The following is a 15,833-nucleotide window of genomic DNA, read 5'->3' as shown; positions in this document are numbered from 1 at the left end:
AGTAGGACGACGCCGCATCACCACGCGGGGCCGCGCGCCGAGCGGGCCCCGTGTATTTCTGTCAGCCGATGACGGCATCGACCTTCACATCGCTGACGCCTTCAGCCGGCGGGGCAATCAGATTGCCCTCAATCGCCGCGCCATCAACGGTGAGCGCCACATCATTGCCGGAACCCTTGCGGGTGACGGAGATATCGTAAGTGACGCCGCGCCATGTGCGTTTGACCGAAAAGCCGGTCCAGCGCTCCGGGATCACCGGTGCCACGCGCAGGCCTTCATATTCCGGACGAATGCCGAGAATGAACTGGGTCGCGGCATAGTAGTTCCAGGCGGCCGTCCCCGTCAGCCAGGAGTTCTTGGCCTCGCCGAAGCGGGTGGCATCACGGCCGGCGATCATCTGAGAATAGACGTAGGGCTCCAGCCTGTGTGTATCGGAAATGCCCTCGCGCGCCGACGGATTGATGCGGTTGTAATAGTCAAACGCCGCATCGCCATTGCCGAGAACGGTCTCGCCGATCACCACCCACGGATTGTTGTGGCAGAAGATGCCGGCATTTTCCTTGTAGCCCGGCGGATAGGTCGAGATCTCGCCATACTCGATATAATATCTGGTATAGGCGGGCTGCAGCACGACAATGCCGTGGGGCGTCGCCAGATGTTTGGCAACCGAATCGAGCGCCTTGCGGGCCTTGCCATCTTCGACGCCAACACCGGCGAGCGTGCAGAAACCCTGACTTTCGATGTAGATCTTGCCTTCTTCGTTTTCCTTCGAGCCGATAGGTCGGCCGAAATCGTCAAAAGCGCGGATGAACCAGTCACCATCCCAGCCGTGTTCGCGGATCGTCGCATCCATGTCCGTGGAAATTTTGCCGTAAAGCTCGGCGTCCTCCGCCTTTCCGGTTTCCCGGGCGATATCGGAAAGCTCTCGCGCCGACAGCACCATCAGACCGGCGATGAACACGCTTTCAGCAACCTTGCCGTCCTTGCTGGTCGTGGTCTGGAAGCTTTCACCGGGCGTATTGGAAAAGCAGTTGAGGTTGAGGCAGTCGTTCCAGTCAGCCCGGCCGATCAGCGGCAGGCGGTGCGGACCGATGCGGTCAAGCGCATACTGCATCGAGCGCTGAAGATGCACATAAAGCGGCTGTTCCGTGCCCGGTTTGTTGTCGAACACCACCGGCTCCTCGAGGATCGAGAAATCGCCGGTTTCCTTGAGATAGGCCGCCACACCGATGATCAGCCAGTGCGGATCGTCGTTGAAGTCACCGCCGATGTCGTTATTGCCCTTCTTCGTCAGCGGCTGGTACTGGTGATAGGCACCACCGGAGGTGAGCTGGGTGGCGGCGATGTCCAGAATGCGTTCGCGGGCGCGGGCCGGGACCATATGCACGAAGCCGAGCAGGTCCTGATTGGAATCGCGGAAACCGAGACCGCGGCCAATGCCGCTTTCAAACGAGGACGCCGACCGCGACATGTTGAAGGTCGCCATGCACTGATAGGCATTCCAGATATTGACCATCCGGTCGGTATGGATATCGGGCGTTTCGGCCTGGTAGACGCCGAGCAGGTCGTCCCAATGCTGGCCAAGCGCAGCAAACGCCGCATCGGCATTTTCGGCCTGCAGATATTTCTCGATGACGGGTTTGACGGTCTTCTTGTTGAGCGTCTGCGAGCCGGGCGGGTCGAACTTTTCGTCCTTGTCATTCTCGTGATAGCCGAGCACGAAAATCACCTGGCGGGTTTCGCCAGGCTGCAACGTCATCTTCACATGATGCGAACCCATCGGCGACCAGCCGTGCGCCACCGAGTTGCGCGCCTTGCCTTCGGCAACGGCAGCGGGCTTGTCCCATCCGCGCCAGGGGCCGAGGAATTCCTCGCGGGCCGTATCGTAGCCGGCAAGCGCCTCCGAGCAGGCAAAATAGGCAAAGTGATTGCGGCGCTCACGATATTCGGTCTTGTGGTAGATGACCTCGTCTTCGACCTCGACCTGTCCGGTGGAAAGATTGCGCTGAAAATTGCTCTGGTCGTCCAGCGCATCCCACAGGCAGAACTCGACCGAGGAGAACAGCGACAGATCGGCCGCCACAAGCCGCTCATTGGTGACGGTGAGCTGCCAGATTTCCAGCGTCTCGCCAAGCGGCACGAAATAGCGGTTCGAAACGCGGATGCCGTTGCGCCTGGAGCCGATGGTGGAATAGCCCATGCCGTGGCGGCACGAATAGTCTTCCACTTCCGACTGGGTCGGCATCCAAGAGGGCGACCAGAAATCGCCATCCTCATTATCGCGTACATAAACGTAACGACCACCATTGTCATAAGGCACGTTGTTGTAACGGCCACGGGTCAGCCGGCGCAGCCGCGCATCGCGGTAATAGGAATAGCCGCCCGCAGTGGCCGACAGGATGCCGAAATAGCCCTCACAACCGATATAGTTGATCCACGGATAGGGCGTGTCCGGGCGCGTGATCACGTATTCGCGCGCATCGTCGTCGAAAAAACCGTACTTCATTTGTGAAATTCCCATCCTAATGCAAACACCGCATCCGGCCGTATCGTTTCAGATCAGACAGAGGCATCTCCTCCAGCGAATTCCACTTATCACAATAACGCGACCTTCAAAAGCCGGACAATGCCATTTATAGGCATTTATTGCATTTCAAAGCGCTTTAAACTCGCTTTCACGTCCTATTTGATAGATTTTTACGGTCATCGTCGCCGCTTCGATTTTCACAAAACTAGTTTGAAAACAGTGCGTTTAACCGGCGAAGCTACAAGAATTCTGTAACGATACAGGATTACGAAACAAAGCTTCCGGCTGCACCTGACCTCCCCACGCCGCGCCTAGGCAAAGCCACCCCGTCGCACAAAGAGCGCCATTGCGTCTTCGGTGCATCACCGATAGGATGTATCTCGCCACGAAACACAACCGGAATATCGAATGAACCGCAAAATCGCTTTTTTGTTGGCTTCGCTCCTCACCTCCAATGTTGCACTGGCGGAAACCCCCAGCATCGATTCTGCCAATTGGGCCGTCGACCCGAAAAAATATGGAATGAGTGCCGGCGAATATGACGAGTCCGAAAGCCGCTCGTTCATGACCGGGTTTCTGGAAAAATCCGGCATCAACACTTTCCACCATTTCAAAACGCTTGCGACCTCCGCGGACCGGTGGGTGGTCTCACCCAACGTCGACACGATCTATTCTGTCGCCACGGTGAACACGAGCCAGGGCTTTGTCCTGTCCCTGCCAGACGTCGGCCGCAGATTTATCGCGACCCAGATCGTCACTGAGGATGGCGTGACCCCTTACTATTTCTACGGTGGCGGCAAACGCAGCTTTAAGTCATCGGACTTCGCCACCAAATTCGTTGCCGTCGGCGTGCGGATCGGCACGGATGGAACGCCCGAAGACGTCGAAGGGATCGTCAATCAACTTCAGCCTCAATACAAAATTACAGGTGCAGCGACGGAGACCGACCTGCCTCCCGTCGAGACCGCCACCTTGCTGAAGGTCCGCGCAGCGCTTCTTCCCGCCTATTCGAAGATGTCAAACACGTTCGGGATCATGGTCAAACACGTCGCGGATATCACGAACTGGGAGCGGTTCACCTATGCTATGGCCGGAGCCTGGGGGCTTGCCGCCGACAAAAACGCGATGTACGCGATCGGCGGTCCTGCCGATGCGAGAGCCAACACCTGCTACATCGCGACCTTCCCGAAAGTCGACGTCAAGGCATTCTACTCGATCACAGTCTATGGACCGCAAAAATACCTGATGACCGATGAGGACAACGTCATCAGCTCGAATCGCAAAGTGGTGACCAATGACGACGGCAGTTTCGATGTGGCCTTTGGCGGCGAGCCATGCCGGAAGCTCGCCCCCAATTATATCGCGACGCCTCAGGACGACTGGAGCTTCCTTCTGCGCGCCTACCGGCCGAATGTGGAGGCCTTTAAGAGCTACAGGATGCCCGACGTGAAACAAGCGAACTGAACCGGAGCAGAGGAGCCGGCCATGGCGTGTTCACTCTTTCGGAAAAGGCCGCGGCAGACGCTGCAATGTCATACAAAACCCGGTTTCTGCATTGACAACGAAGGTGCCGCTGGTCCAGCTTGAACCCGCTAGAAGACCCTACCGGAGCGGGAACAAATTTATGAACATGATGCTGAAATCAGCTACCATTTTTGGCTGCGCGCTTTTTCTTGGTCAGGCGGCAAATGCAGAGACGCTGACCGTTGCCAACTGGCTACCGCCGTCACATCCGCTGGTTTCCGATGTCATCGCACCGTTCGCCGCCTCGATTTCCGAGGCCACCGAGGGCCGTGTGACAGCGAGTATCCTGCCGGCCCCGCTCGGACCACCGCCTGCCCAGTATGACCTCGCCGTCAATGGCGTTGCCGACATCACCTTCGGCGTGCAGGGCTATAATCCCGGTCGCTTCCGCACCACCAATCTTGCCGAAATCCCGTTCTGGGGCGACACGGCGGAGGAAACATCCGTTGCCTACTGGCGCACATGGGACACGCTTTTGAAGGAGGCCGGGGAATATGACGACGTGCATGTGCTCGCCGTGTTCACCCACGGCCCCGGCCAGGTGTTCATGAAAGGCGGCGATCTCTCCGAACTTTCGACCATCGATGGTGCCAAGATCCGCGTCGGCGGCGGCATTGTTCATGAACTGGTGACCGCGCTTGGCGGCGTGCCGGTCGAAGGCCCCTCCTCGCAGACCTATGAACTGCTGTCGCAGGGCGTCGCCGACGGCATCACCTTCCCCTATGAGTCCGTCAACTTCTTCGGACTGACGGACATGGTCGACCAGGCGCTGGTGATCCCCGGCGGGCTCTACAACACCTCCTTCTTCGTGGTGATGAACAAGGACACCTGGGCCGGCCTTTCACCGGAAGACCAGGCGGCGATCGACAGCATCTCCGGCGAGGCACTGGCGCGGCTTGCCGGCCAAGCATGGGATGCGGCCGATGCGGCAGGCTTTGAGGCCATGCAGGCCAATGTCACCTTCCACGATGCCACACCGCAACAGGTAGAAGAGATCGGTGCAAAGGTCGCGCCCGTGGTGGAAGCCAAGCTCGCCGAAATCGATGCCGCCGGCATTCCCTCGGCAGAAGCCGTTGCGATGATGAAGCAGAATATCGAAGCATTGCAGGCTGAATGAGCGACGCCGACTTTTCTGACCACGACCGAAGCGCCGCGAGCCCCTGGCCCGCGGCCTTCGTCTTGTATTGAGCATCACCGCCGGCGCGCTGCTGATGGCGCTGATGTGCCTAACCGTCGTCGATGTCATCGGCCGCTACCTGCTGAATGCCCCGGTCAAGGGCGCGTCCGAGCTCTCCGAGCTTCTGCTGGTTTGCGTGGTTTATCTCGGCCTTCCGGCGGTCTGTCTCGATGGCGGCCATGTTACCGTTGACCTGGTGACCAAATCGCTGCCGCGCTGGAGCGAGCGTCCGCGTCTGTTTCTGACCGGGCTTGTCTCTTCAGCCGTTCTCGGCGTCATCGCTTGGCGGCTTTATGTTTATGGCGCCCAGGTCGGCGGCTATAATCTCGTCACCAATTCGCTGCGCCTGCCGGTCGCGCCCGTGGTCTGGTTCTGCGCCGTCTTTGCCGCCATCTCAGCGCTGACCACCTTTGCTCTGGCGCTTGCCGCCCTAGTCAAGAGAGCTCCATGATCGAATGGCCCATCGGAATTGCAGTGCTGATCTTGCTGCTTTTGGTCGGCATGCCGATCGCCTTTTCGCTGACGCTGATCGGCGTTGTCGGCACGGCGTCGATCATCGGGCTGAAGCCATCCTTCGCGCTGCTGGGATCGACATTTTTCGACAATGGCCGTTCCTATACGCTGACCGTCATGCCGCTGTTTCTGCTGATGGGCAATTTCGTGGTCCAGTCCGGCATCGCCCGCGAGCTCTATGACAGTGCCCATGCCTGGCTCAGGCACCGCAAGGGCGGGCTTGCGCTGGCAACAATTACCGCCTGTGGCGGATTTTCCTCCGTGTGCGGCTCGTCGCTGGCCACAGCGGCCACGATGTCGAAGATCGCGCTGCCTTCGATGCGCCGTTTCGGCTATCCCGACAGCCTCGCCACCGCCTCGATTGCCGCCGGCGGCACGCTTGGTATCCTGATCCCGCCCTCCGTCATCCTCGTCTTCTACGGCATCATGACGCAGCAGAATATCGGCAAACTGTTCATGGCCGGCATCGTGCCGGGCCTGCTCGGCATTCTCGGCTATGCTATAGCGGTGAAGATTTCCGTGCGGTTTCTGAAGCAGGATCTGCCGGTCGAACCGAAGCTTTCGCTCAAGCAACGGCTGCTGGCGCTGAAGGGCACGGCCGGCGCGTTGCTCCTGTTCATCTTCGTGATGGGCGGCATCTATCTCGGCATCTTCACGCCGACGGAAAGTGCCGGTATGGGTGCCTTCGGGGCCTTCGTGCTGGCAGTCGCTTCGGGCCGGCTCAAGCTTTCAGATCTGGGCGACATCCTCTATTCGACCGCCAAGACCACCGCGATGATGTTCTTCATCCTGTTCGGCGCACTGACCTTCACCAATTACGTCAACCTCTCCGGGATGACGACTGATATCCAGTCGGCGCTGTCGATGTTCGGCGACGGGCCTTACGCCACCATCATTGCCATCCTGATCATCTATCTGCTGCTTGGCTGCGTGCTCGAGGGGCTTTCGATGATCACGCTCACCGTGCCGATCTTCTATCCGATCGTCGCAGCGCAGGGTTTTGACCTGATCTGGTTCGGCATTTTCGTCGTCGTCATCACGGAAGTCAGCTACATCACCCCGCCCGTGGGCATGAATGCCTTCGTGCTCAACACGGTGGTGCGCGATGTCAGCCTCAGAACCATCTTCTCCGGCCTCATCCCCTTCGTCGCCATGGATATCGCCCGCATCGCCCTGCTGATCGCCTTCCCGGCCATCGCACTGTTCATTCCATCGATGATGTAAGGCGACTCCGGTCTAGCGCGGATTTCGGGTTATGCTATAGAACCGCGTACACCCCCGGCTGAATGCAACGGCAGCGCTTATCAAACCTGCTGATATCGAGTTCCGATGTCGTCAGGCGGCAATTGGAGCGATCTTCACTTTCGTAAGTCTCATCGCGGCCAAAGCTTTATAAATGTTTCACTTTTCAGCTCCGCGACGCCGTATGCGTCGGGTCGAAACTCCACCGCGAATTCAGGTTCATCCGGCCAAGAAAGTCCACTGTTTTCAGCTTGCTTGATGATCTCGTCGGTATTTTGCTCATAACTCAGCGCAAAAGCTTCAAGGTCGGTTATCACGCGATCAGCTTGCCGGACTGCGTCCACCCCGACTCCGGAAGCGGTCATACCTCCGGCAGGCATGTAAACTTTGCCGTCGATTTCAATGGGAGTGTTTATTTGAGCGCTACGGAGTTTCTGACGTTCGGAGTCGTTAACGGTTCGCGCTAGACCGTGTACACCCTGCATTTCATGAACCAGACCTTCATTGGACCAATCCACCATCACACGAATAACATGCTCCCGAGCCCAATCTTGGTGGGTCATGACATCGATGAGAAAGGCTTTGTCTTGACGGAATACGGCGAAGATGATTGGCCCGTCGCGCTTCACGAAACCGTCTGACTCAACATATTGAGAAAAGTGCAGATGGTGCACTCCCCAAGCGCTCAACATCAAATCTAAGTCCTGTCGGCGATGAGGCTTCAGCCCATTCCCGTTCACATATCCGTGCTTCACCGCGCGGCTAAGGTACTTAGTCAGGTCTCCTCCCGACTGAATGTCAGCGATCAACGCCTGAACGTCAGCTCGTCGCCGCTGCAGTACGGGATTTGCCCTAAATTCGTTCGACTGCAGTACCTGCCGAGGCATCGGGGGCAATATACGCCGGGTCCAGTTGAACCAGCGAATTAGCAGATCAGCAGGCGTCATGGCGGAAAGCTCTCGGACGATATCGCTGTCTTGACGGTCATACGGGAGATTATCCAGCACAAGCCGCCTAACACTCGCCATCAGGAGATTTTGAAGATCGCTCATGACCCCACCGCCGTTCGGCCACACTTGGCCCGTTTCGGGGAGAAGTGGTGCCGCCTACGTGACTCGAACACGTGACCCCCGCATTACGAATGCGATGCTCTACCAACTGAGCTAAGGCGGCCCGAACGCGCTGATAAGCACGTTGCGATGCATGGGGCTGTTACAGCCTCTTGGCGGGTTTTTCAAGCGCCTTTGCCGCAGGCGTGGCAAAAAATGATGTGTGTGGCAGGGTTATGGTTCAGCCGGGGCTGCGCAGAAGGGCGAGCGTTTCGGCGCGCTTTGCGGCATCTGTGTTGAAAATGCCGCGGGAGACCAGCGTGACGGTGTTGGCGCCGTGCGCCTTGATGCCGCGCATTTCCATGCACATGTGACGCGCTTCAGCCATCACCATCACGCCCTTGGGCTTCAGAACGGCGTCCATGGCATCAGCGATCTGGCCGGTCAGGCGCTCCTGAAGCTGCGGGCGGCGGGCAAGCGTATCGACCACACGCGCGAGCTTGGAAAGCCCCGTCAGCCGGCCGCCATCGGGCAGATAGGCAATATGGGCCTTGCCGAAGAACGGCAGCAGGTGGTGCTCGCACATGGTGTGGAAGGCGATATCCTTGACGATGACGATCTCGTCATGGCCGTCCTCGGTGAACACTGTTTTCAAATGCTCCGCCGGGTTCTCGGCAAGGCCGGAGAACACTTCCAGATACATCTTCGCGACCCTTGACGGCGTGTCCTGCAGGCCTTCACGGCCAGGATCCTCGCCGAGCGCGACCAGAATGTCGGATACGGCGTTCATGATTTTTTCGCGACGCGCCGCGGCATCGTCAATCTGTCTCGGGAGATCGTTCAAATTTCACCTGTTGTTCGCCGCATATCGGTTTGTTGTATCACGTTTGCGGCCCAGTCCGGCCGCATCTAGACCCCCGGCAAATGTCAATTTCAAGGCTTGACCTCAATGATCGTCCGATGGCTGCGCGCCGACAGCACACAGGCCGCAACAATCAGCACGCCGCCAATCAGCGTCGGCCAAGCGGGGATTTCGTCGAAAAACACAAAGCCGTAGAAACCCGCCCAGACCAGCGATGAATAGTCGACAACGGCATAAAGCGAGGCCGGTATGCGGCCAAGACCCGCCACCAGAAAGATGAAACCGAGCGCACCACACAGACCAATCAGGCCGATCTGCCAGGAAAGCGAAGGATCGGGCGCCTGCCAGAGCAGCATGGCCATGGGTGCTGAAAACAGTGCCGCGAACCCCGTCTGCATCAGGCTCAGCGTGATCGGATGGTCGTTGGCCGACGACTTCTTCATCGCAATCGCCGTAAACGCATAGGCCAGCGGCGCTGCAAGCCCCGCGGCAATGACGGCCAGAGAGACCGGAGGACCGGCAATTCCGGTACCTCGCGTGGCAACGATGAGACCAGAGCCCGATACCGCCAGAAGAAGCGCGACATAGGTCGCCCACCCGGGCCGTTCTCCAAAGACGAGCGCACCAAGCAGCGCCATATAGATCGGCGCGGTCATCGCCAGCGCCAGTGCCATCACCAGCGGCATGCCGGCAATGCCGTAGAAAAACAGGCTTGCCGTCGCCGCCGCCAGAAAGCCTCTCAGCACATGGTCTTTCATGAAGCCGGGTTTCGGCCGGCGGCGCACGAAAACGGCGACAAAAACAGCCAGAAACAGGGCCGAAACCGTGTAGCGCAGGAAGACGACCTGAAAGCTCGACATCTCAGCACCCAGGCTTTTGGCCAGCGCATCAACGCCGGAAAGCGTGGCAACCGCCGCCACCGCCAAGCTGACACCCGATGTCCGGGTCATTGATGCCATGATCGTCCCTCGTTCGGCCCTGCCCGACTACCCGGACATCGCGCCTCCATGGCGTGGCGATAGCGCCGCCACGACAGCCGGTCAAGCCACACCAACAGCCGAACGGTTCGACCTTTTGCAGAACGGCCAAATGGCTTAAGGGTGTATCAACACACAGGGTGCCCGCCGCTATGGCCAAGATGATCCATTCGATGATCCGGGTGCTGGATGATGCCCGTTCGATCGATTTCTATAAACTTCTGTTCGGTCTTGAGGTCGTGGACCGCTATCCGTTTGACGGGTTCACGCTGATCTATCTGGCCAATGCGGAGACGGGTTTCGAGCTGGAGCTGACGGTCAATGCCGGAGAGAGCGAAGCTTATGACCTCGGCAATGGCTATGGTCACCTCGCCGTCAGTGTCGATGATATTGCCGCCGAACATCAGCGGCTGACGGCACTTGGCATTCCCGTCGGCAAGCTGGTGACCATGGAGCGCGAAGGCGCCCCCTTCGCCCGCTTCTTCTTCGTCACCGATCCTGATGGCTACAGAATAGAAGTGCTGCAGCGCGGCGGCCGTTTTCAGTAAAGGCCGGTCCGCTCCAGCACGAAACGCACGCGGGTTTCGACATCGGCCTTCGGCAGCACGACCGGCCGGTAGCCGAGCTTCGGGTAGAAGGCCATCAGCCGCTCATATTCGGCAATGCCCTGTTCCAGCCCATGGCGGCGCCCGGCATCATTGCAGTAGATCTCCGGCCACGGAGGGGTCATGAAAACGGTCTGGTTGTAGCGGACCTGCCGGGTGACAACGGAAGCCTCAGTCTCGACGTTCGCATGATCAGCAGCGGCCAGGGCATCAATCAGCCCGCGGTCAAAGAAGACTGGCCCCACCGATCTGCGCATAGCCGCATGGTCGGCGACCGCCATCGCCGCCGCCCGGCGGGCAAAGGCCGCTATGTCGACCCATGGCAGCGCTTTTCCCTCACCAGCATTCTCTTCGGCCACGATCCGGCGGCCGGGTTCTTCGACGACGGCAAAACCGCGGTCGCCAAGAGCTTCGATCAGCGTGGACTTGCCACCGCCCGAACAACCGGAAAGCACGAAAAACCGGTCCACGTCAGGACGCAGTCTCGCAGGCGATGCCGGGGTCATTCTCGCCGTTCATCACGTTATAGAGTGTCGCCGAATCGCCCTTGGTCCACCAGACATAGGGTCCGGCCGCATAACGTGCACCGGAAGCGGCGATGACCTCGGCCGCGATCGTCAGGTGGTCCTGCCATTCAAGCCGCGCCAGCTCAATTTCACCGCTCGAGACATAGCGCGCCTTCATGGTGAAATCACCACAATCATAGACCGCATCGATGGAGCGGGCATCCGCTCCACCCGGGACCGTAATCGAGAATGCGGTGTCCGCGCGGGCGGAACCTGCCGCAAATACGGTGAAAATGACGGATATCAAGACTGCTCTTTTCCTGGACATGAACCTTCCCTATCATTGTTACCAGATGAAACCCGCCATCCGGACTGCGGTGGTGTATGACGAACTAATATGCCAGATTGATCTTGCTCAAGGCCTACGCCCAAACTTAGCCTTAAGTCGTAGGCGTCTTGCGGCGGCATCATGGCCGAAGCGGGTTTACGTTAACCGGCTACTTCGCTGAAGTCCACCGGGCCGACCTGCGCATGACGGAAACGGGACAAGACCGAAATGGCAGAAGAACAGAAAACACGCCTCGCCCTCCCAAAGGCATCTGACTTCGCCCCGAGGCACCTTGCCCCCGGTGCACCAACACCGGAACACAGGCCCCTTTCGCGCCTGTCCTCGAAAGCCTCCCAAGCATAACCCGATCACCCAAGGAGTATCAGACGATGGCCGACAAATTCGATGTCGCGGGCTTCAACAAGAATTTCATCGAGCGCGCCGCGCAGAAGCCCGCAATCGCCACCGCCGTTGTTCATCCCTGCAGTCGTGACGCGCTTCTGGGCGCTGTCGAAGCGGCCCATGAAAACCTGATCGAGCCGATCCTTGTCGGCCCTGAAAGCAAGATCAGGTCGGTTGCCGACGAAAATGAACTCGACATTTCCGGCTACCGCATCATTGATACACCGCACAGCCACGCCTCTGCCGCACAGGCTGTTGCGCTCGCAAGCAAGGGCGAAGTCGAAGCCTTGATGAAGGGCAGCCTGCATACCGACGAATATATGGGCGCGGTCATCAGAAAGGATGCGGGGCTGAGAACCGGTCGTCGTATCTCCCATGTCTTTGCCATGGTTGACCCGGAATACCCCAAGCCGTTTTTCATCACCGATGCGGCCATGAACATCAAACCGGATCTGGCAACCAAGGTCGATATTGCCCAGAACGCGATTGACCTGATGATTGCGATCTCTGACGTTGAGATCACCCCGAAGGTTGCCGTGCTTTCGGCTGTCGAGACGGTGAACCCCTCGATCCAGTCCACCATCGACGCCGCTTGCCTTTCCAAGATGGCCGACCGTGGTCAGATCACCAATGCCATTGTTGACGGCCCGCTCGCCTTCGATAATGCGATCAGCCTTGAGGCCGCCAAGATCAAGGGTATCACGTCCGCCGTTTCCGGCGATGCCGACATTCTGCTGACGCCGGACCTGGAATCCGGCAATATGCTGGCCAAGCAGCTGGTTCTGCTCGGCGGCGCCACCTCCTCGGGCATCATCCTCGGCGCCCGCATTCCGATCATCCTGACGAGCCGTGCCGATGGGGCGCAGGCCCGTATCGGCTCCTGCGCGATTGCGGCTCTGATGGCGGATGCCCGCCGCAATGGCCGGTTCCCCGCGTTCTGAAAAGCGACGAGCCGTTTCAAAAGCCGTCGCGGCATCTGCCGCGGCGGCTTTTTCACGTCCGCCATCTTGCCAATGCGCCCTGGAGGCGTATAACCGCCGCCCTTCGCTCCATATTCGCGCACAACAAAGGACGGCGTCATGACCGCGCTCGGTTTAGACTTCGGCACGACCAACACCGTGATCGCTTTGCCCGCGGAGAGCGACGGCGAAACCCGCTCGCTGACGTTTGAAAGCCAGGCAGGCGTGACGGATACGATGCGCACCTGCCTGTCCTTCATGAAGGACCGGAAGGCCACCGTCGGCGCGCCGCTGGCGACAGAAGCGGGCGCTGCGGCCATCCGCACGCTGATCGACCATCCCGGCGAATGCCGCTTCCTGCAGTCGATCAAGACCTATGCGGCGAGCCCGCTGTTCAAGGAGACGGCCGTGCTCGGCCGCCGCCACTCCTTCCCCGACCTGATGGCGGTGTTTCTCGAAAAGCTGATGACCTACGCCGGCGACAGCTGGCCGCAAAATGTCAGCCGCGTAGTTGCCGGCAGGCCGGTGCGTTTTGCCGGTGTCGGCGCTGACGAGGCACTGGCAATCGAACGCTATAATGACGCGCTGTCACGCTTCGGCTTCCCAGAAATCCGCTTCGTCATGGAGCCGGTGGCCGCCGCCTGGTATTTCGCAAGCCGCCTCAAGAGAGATGCTAATGTGCTGGTCGCCGATTTTGGCGGCGGCACCACCGACTATTCGATCATCCGGTTTTCCAAAAGTGCCGGCCGGCTTTCCGCCGAACCGCTTTCCCATTCCGGTGTCGGCGTTGCCGGCGACATGTTCGATTATCGCATCATCGACAATGTCGTCAGCCCGATGCTGGGCAAGGGCACGTGCTACAGAAGCTTCGGCAAGGTGCTCGACGTGCCATCCAACTACTACGCCAGCTTTGGCCGCTGGAGCCAGCTTTCGATCTTCAAGACCACCCGCGACTTCAAGGACCTGCAAAGCCTGGTGCGCGATGCGACCGATCCGGACGCGCTTGAACTGTTCATAGAGCTGATTGAAAACGACGAGGGTTACCCGCTTTATGAAGCGGTAACGGCCACCAAGCGGGCGCTTTCGGCGAAAGACGAGGCCGATTTTTTCTTCGCGCCACTGGGAAAAGACAGCCGCCGCAGCGTACGCCGCGCCGATTTCGAAACCTGGATTTCCGGCGAACTCGGCCAGATGGAAGCAGCACTCGATGAGGCTGTTGAAGGCGCTGGCATCACCGCTGGCGAGATAGACAAGGTGTTTCTGACCGGCGGCTCATCCTTCGTGCCGGCCGTGCGCGAAATCTTCGAAAACCGCTTCGACAAGAGCCGCATCGAGACAGGCGGCGAACTTTTGTCGATTGCCCACGGTCTGGCGCTGATCGGCACAGAGGAGCATTTTCCGCAGGCGGTCTGAGGAGAGATCATCCCGGCAGCAAGCCGGAATGACGGAAAAGAAATGTCCTACCCGCCGGCAGACATTTTTGCCTGCTTGGCTGCAAGCCGTGTGCGAATGCTGTCAACGTCCGCGCGTGGCGTCGCCTTAAACAGGGACTGGGTATATTCGTGCTGCGGATCCGTGAACACCTGATCACGCGAACCACGCTCCACCACTTCACCAAAATACATCACCATGATCTCGTCGCAGATATAACGCACGACCGAAAGGTCGTGGGAGACGAAGATATAGGTCAGGTTGAACTCGTCCTGCAGATCGGCAAGAAGGTTGAGGATCTGGGCCTGCACGGAAAGATCGAGCGCGGAGACCGGTTCGTCGAGCACAAGCAAGCTAGGATTGAGTATCAGCGCACGGGCGATCGCGATGCGCTGGCGCTGGCCACCGGAGAACATGTGCGGATAGCGCTCAAAATGCTCAGGCCCGAGACCGACCTTCTTCAAAAGGTTCTGGGCCTTGTCGCGGCGGTCGGTGGCGGTATCGTCGGTGTTGAGGAGAAGCGGCTCCATCAGCACGTCACCGATCTTCTGGCGCGGGTTCAAAGAACCATAGGGGTTCTGGAACACGATCTGCACCTTTCGGCGCTGCTCGGGGGTCGGCCGCGTCTTAGAGATGTCGATGGACTTGCCGCCGATGGTCAGTTCGCCCTCGGTCTGCGCGTCGATCATGGTGATGATGCGGGCAAGGGTGGACTTGCCGCAGCCGGACTCGCCGACCAGCGCCAGCGTTTTGCCGCGCTCGACGGAGAAGTCGACGCCCTTTAGCGCCCTGACGGCGCGGGCCTTACCGAACATACCGCCCGGCACGATGTAGTCGCGGACGATATTTTTTCCTTCTGCTACGATCTCACTCATTGGGCGCCTCCCGAAAAATCGGCCGAATAGTCGATGGTTGGCAGCCGATCACCGGTGGCGTTTTCCGGCAGTGCCGAAAGCAGCGCTCTGGTATAGGCATGCTTCGGATTTTCGAAAAGCGTCAGCACGTCGGATTCTTCCATCTTGCGACCCTGGTATTGTACCACAACCCGGTCGGCGGTCTCGGCGACGACACCCATGTCGTGGGTGATCATGATCATCGCCATGCCGGTTTCCTCCTGAAGCTTCGCCAGCAGCTCGAGGATCTGCTTCTGGATGGTCACGTCGAGCGCTGTGGTTGGCTCGTCGGCGATCAGGAGCTTCGGCGAGCAGGCCATGGCAATCGCGATCATGATGCGCTGGCACTGGCCGCCCGACATCTGGTGCGGATAGGCCCTCAACCGATCAGCCGGGTTCGGCAGGCCAACAGCTTCCAAGAGTTCGATGGCGCGTTTGTGGCGCGCTTTCTTGTCGAGATCGGTATGCTGTTTGAGCACCTCATCAATCTGGAACCCGGAGGTAAAGCAGGGATTGAGGCTGGCAATCGGCTCCTGAAAAATCATCGAAATGTCTTTGCCGATGATCCGGCGGCGTGCCTTCGGCGACAGGTTGGCGATATCGCGGCCCTCGAAGGTGATCTTGTCAGCGGTCACCGTTGCCGTTGGGGGAAGGAGCCCCATCACGGCGAGCATGGCAACCGACTTGCCTGAGCCGCTTTCGCCGACAATAGCAAGCACCTCGCCGCGATCGATGCGGTAGGAGGCGCTGTCGAGCACGGTCGACTGACCAGCGGCCGTCGGAAAAGAGACCGATAGGTTCTGGACGTCGAGAAGCGGTTCCATCTGATTATCCATGG

Annotated in this window: 15 protein-coding genes and 1 tRNA gene; 7 read left to right on the top strand and 9 right to left on the bottom strand. The window is 59.3% G+C overall.

All coding sequences use genetic code 11. From position 1 onward, the window contains the following. Nucleotides 1-61 precede the first annotated feature (61 nt). A complete protein-coding gene (locus AC0L7L_RS18360; RefSeq protein WP_473510556.1) occupies nucleotides 62-2,506 on the bottom strand; it encodes a glycoside hydrolase family 94 protein in 2,445 nt (814 codons plus the stop codon). Between the two features lie 429 nt (nucleotides 2,507-2,935). Here AC0L7L_RS18360 and AC0L7L_RS18355 point away from each other — a divergent pair, with 429 nt between their 5' ends. From AC0L7L_RS18355 to AC0L7L_RS18340, 4 genes are all read left to right on the top strand, one after another. Continuing rightward, nucleotides 2,936-3,991 (top strand): DUF1254 domain-containing protein, encoded by a 1,056-nt coding sequence (locus AC0L7L_RS18355; RefSeq protein ID WP_473510554.1) that lies wholly within the window; start codon nucleotides 2,936-2,938, stop codon nucleotides 3,989-3,991. Nucleotides 3,992-4,151: 160 nt separating this feature from the next. Then, nucleotides 4,152-5,168, top strand: coding sequence for a TRAP transporter substrate-binding protein (locus tag AC0L7L_RS18350; protein ID WP_473510552.1), 1,017 nt, complete (start codon nucleotides 4,152-4,154; stop codon nucleotides 5,166-5,168). Nucleotides 5,169-5,235: 67 nt separating this feature from the next. Further along, nucleotides 5,236-5,679, top strand: coding sequence for a TRAP transporter small permease (locus AC0L7L_RS18345; RefSeq protein WP_272213513.1), 444 nt, complete (start codon nucleotides 5,236-5,238; stop codon nucleotides 5,677-5,679). After that, entirely contained in the window at nucleotides 5,676-6,965 is a 1,290-nt protein-coding gene (locus tag AC0L7L_RS18340) for a TRAP transporter large permease (RefSeq protein WP_473510550.1), read from the top strand. Before AC0L7L_RS18345 ends, AC0L7L_RS18340 begins: the two co-directional genes overlap by 4 nt. A gap of 149 nt (nucleotides 6,966-7,114) precedes the next feature. On the opposite strand, the gene AC0L7L_RS18335 is transcribed toward AC0L7L_RS18340, so the two are convergent. From AC0L7L_RS18335 to AC0L7L_RS18320, 4 genes are all read right to left on the bottom strand, one after another. After that, entirely contained in the window at nucleotides 7,115-8,035 is a 921-nt protein-coding gene (locus AC0L7L_RS18335; protein WP_473510548.1) for a hypothetical protein, read from the bottom strand. Between the two features lie 45 nt (nucleotides 8,036-8,080). Further along, nucleotides 8,081-8,156: transfer RNA gene (locus tag AC0L7L_RS18330), tRNA-Thr, on the bottom strand. Nucleotides 8,157-8,273: 117 nt separating this feature from the next. Then, nucleotides 8,274-8,876 (bottom strand): GTP cyclohydrolase I FolE, encoded by a 603-nt coding sequence (folE, locus tag AC0L7L_RS18325; protein ID WP_473510546.1) that lies wholly within the window; start codon nucleotides 8,874-8,876, stop codon nucleotides 8,274-8,276. Between the two features lie 89 nt (nucleotides 8,877-8,965). Continuing rightward, a complete protein-coding gene (locus AC0L7L_RS18320) occupies nucleotides 8,966-9,853 on the bottom strand; it encodes a DMT family transporter (protein WP_272213510.1) in 888 nt (295 codons plus the stop codon). A gap of 170 nt (nucleotides 9,854-10,023) precedes the next feature. On the opposite strand from AC0L7L_RS18320, the gene AC0L7L_RS18315 reads away from it, so the two are divergent. Next, a complete protein-coding gene (locus tag AC0L7L_RS18315; protein ID WP_473510543.1) occupies nucleotides 10,024-10,419 on the top strand; it encodes a VOC family protein in 396 nt (131 codons plus the stop codon). Here AC0L7L_RS18315 and AC0L7L_RS18310 read toward each other — a convergent pair. Both AC0L7L_RS18310 and AC0L7L_RS18305 read right to left on the bottom strand, forming a co-directional pair. Then, nucleotides 10,413-10,946, bottom strand: coding sequence for an AAA family ATPase (locus tag AC0L7L_RS18310; protein ID WP_473510541.1), 534 nt, complete (start codon nucleotides 10,944-10,946; stop codon nucleotides 10,413-10,415). The two genes, AC0L7L_RS18315 and AC0L7L_RS18310, sit on opposite strands and share 7 nt — an antisense overlap. Before the next feature lies 1 nt (nucleotide 10,947). Further along, the gene (locus AC0L7L_RS18305; RefSeq protein ID WP_272213508.1) at nucleotides 10,948-11,310 is read right to left on the bottom strand and encodes an MliC family protein; all 363 of its coding nucleotides are present in this window, start codon (nucleotides 11,308-11,310) and stop codon (nucleotides 10,948-10,950) included. Between the two features lie 389 nt (nucleotides 11,311-11,699). Between AC0L7L_RS18305 and AC0L7L_RS18300 the strand changes: the two genes are divergently transcribed. Continuing rightward, nucleotides 11,700-12,653 carry a bifunctional enoyl-CoA hydratase/phosphate acetyltransferase gene (locus AC0L7L_RS18300; RefSeq protein WP_473510539.1) on the top strand — a complete coding sequence of 318 codons (954 nt, stop codon included), beginning with the start codon at nucleotides 11,700-11,702 and terminating at the stop codon, nucleotides 12,651-12,653. A gap of 138 nt (nucleotides 12,654-12,791) precedes the next feature. After that, a complete protein-coding gene (locus tag AC0L7L_RS18295; RefSeq protein ID WP_473510537.1) occupies nucleotides 12,792-14,084 on the top strand; it encodes an Hsp70 family protein in 1,293 nt (430 codons plus the stop codon). 47 nt (nucleotides 14,085-14,131) lie between these two features. On the opposite strand, the gene AC0L7L_RS18290 is transcribed toward AC0L7L_RS18295, so the two are convergent. Then, complete coding sequence (locus AC0L7L_RS18290) at nucleotides 14,132-14,977, bottom strand: ABC transporter ATP-binding protein (RefSeq protein WP_473510535.1); 846 nt, start codon at nucleotides 14,975-14,977, stop codon at nucleotides 14,132-14,134. Then, complete coding sequence (locus tag AC0L7L_RS18285) at nucleotides 14,974-15,831, bottom strand: ABC transporter ATP-binding protein (protein WP_272213501.1); 858 nt, start codon at nucleotides 15,829-15,831, stop codon at nucleotides 14,974-14,976. Before AC0L7L_RS18285 ends, AC0L7L_RS18290 begins: the two co-directional genes overlap by 4 nt. Nucleotides 15,832-15,833: the final 2 nt, after the last annotated feature.

Source organism: Martelella sp. K41-7, from assembly GCF_055808365.1.
This window is presented reverse-complemented; position numbering and strand designations above follow the sequence as displayed.

What these genes read in the sequence shown, in the direction of transcription:
- AC0L7L_RS18360 (WP_473510556.1), bottom strand. Translation starts at nt 2,506, where the DNA reads ATGAAGTACGGTTTTTTCGACGACGATGCGCGCGAATACGTGATCACG.
- AC0L7L_RS18355 (WP_473510554.1), top strand. Translation starts at nt 2,936, where the DNA reads ATGAACCGCAAAATCGCTTTTTTGTTGGCTTCGCTCCTCACCTCCAAT.
- AC0L7L_RS18350 (WP_473510552.1), top strand. Translation starts at nt 4,152, where the DNA reads ATGAACATGATGCTGAAATCAGCTACCATTTTTGGCTGCGCGCTTTTT.
- AC0L7L_RS18340 (WP_473510550.1), top strand. Translation starts at nt 5,676, where the DNA reads ATGATCGAATGGCCCATCGGAATTGCAGTGCTGATCTTGCTGCTTTTG.
- AC0L7L_RS18335 (WP_473510548.1), bottom strand. Translation starts at nt 8,035, where the DNA reads ATGAGCGATCTTCAAAATCTCCTGATGGCGAGTGTTAGGCGGCTTGTG.
- AC0L7L_RS18320 (WP_272213510.1), bottom strand. Translation starts at nt 9,853, where the DNA reads ATGGCATCAATGACCCGGACATCGGGTGTCAGCTTGGCGGTGGCGGCG.
- AC0L7L_RS18315 (WP_473510543.1), top strand. Translation starts at nt 10,024, where the DNA reads ATGGCCAAGATGATCCATTCGATGATCCGGGTGCTGGATGATGCCCGT.
- AC0L7L_RS18305 (WP_272213508.1), bottom strand. Translation starts at nt 11,310, where the DNA reads ATGTCCAGGAAAAGAGCAGTCTTGATATCCGTCATTTTCACCGTATTT.
- AC0L7L_RS18300 (WP_473510539.1), top strand. Translation starts at nt 11,700, where the DNA reads ATGGCCGACAAATTCGATGTCGCGGGCTTCAACAAGAATTTCATCGAG.
- AC0L7L_RS18295 (WP_473510537.1), top strand. Translation starts at nt 12,792, where the DNA reads ATGACCGCGCTCGGTTTAGACTTCGGCACGACCAACACCGTGATCGCT.
- AC0L7L_RS18290 (WP_473510535.1), bottom strand. Translation starts at nt 14,977, where the DNA reads ATGAGTGAGATCGTAGCAGAAGGAAAAAATATCGTCCGCGACTACATC.
- AC0L7L_RS18285 (WP_272213501.1), bottom strand. Translation starts at nt 15,831, where the DNA reads ATGGATAATCAGATGGAACCGCTTCTCGACGTCCAGAACCTATCGGTC.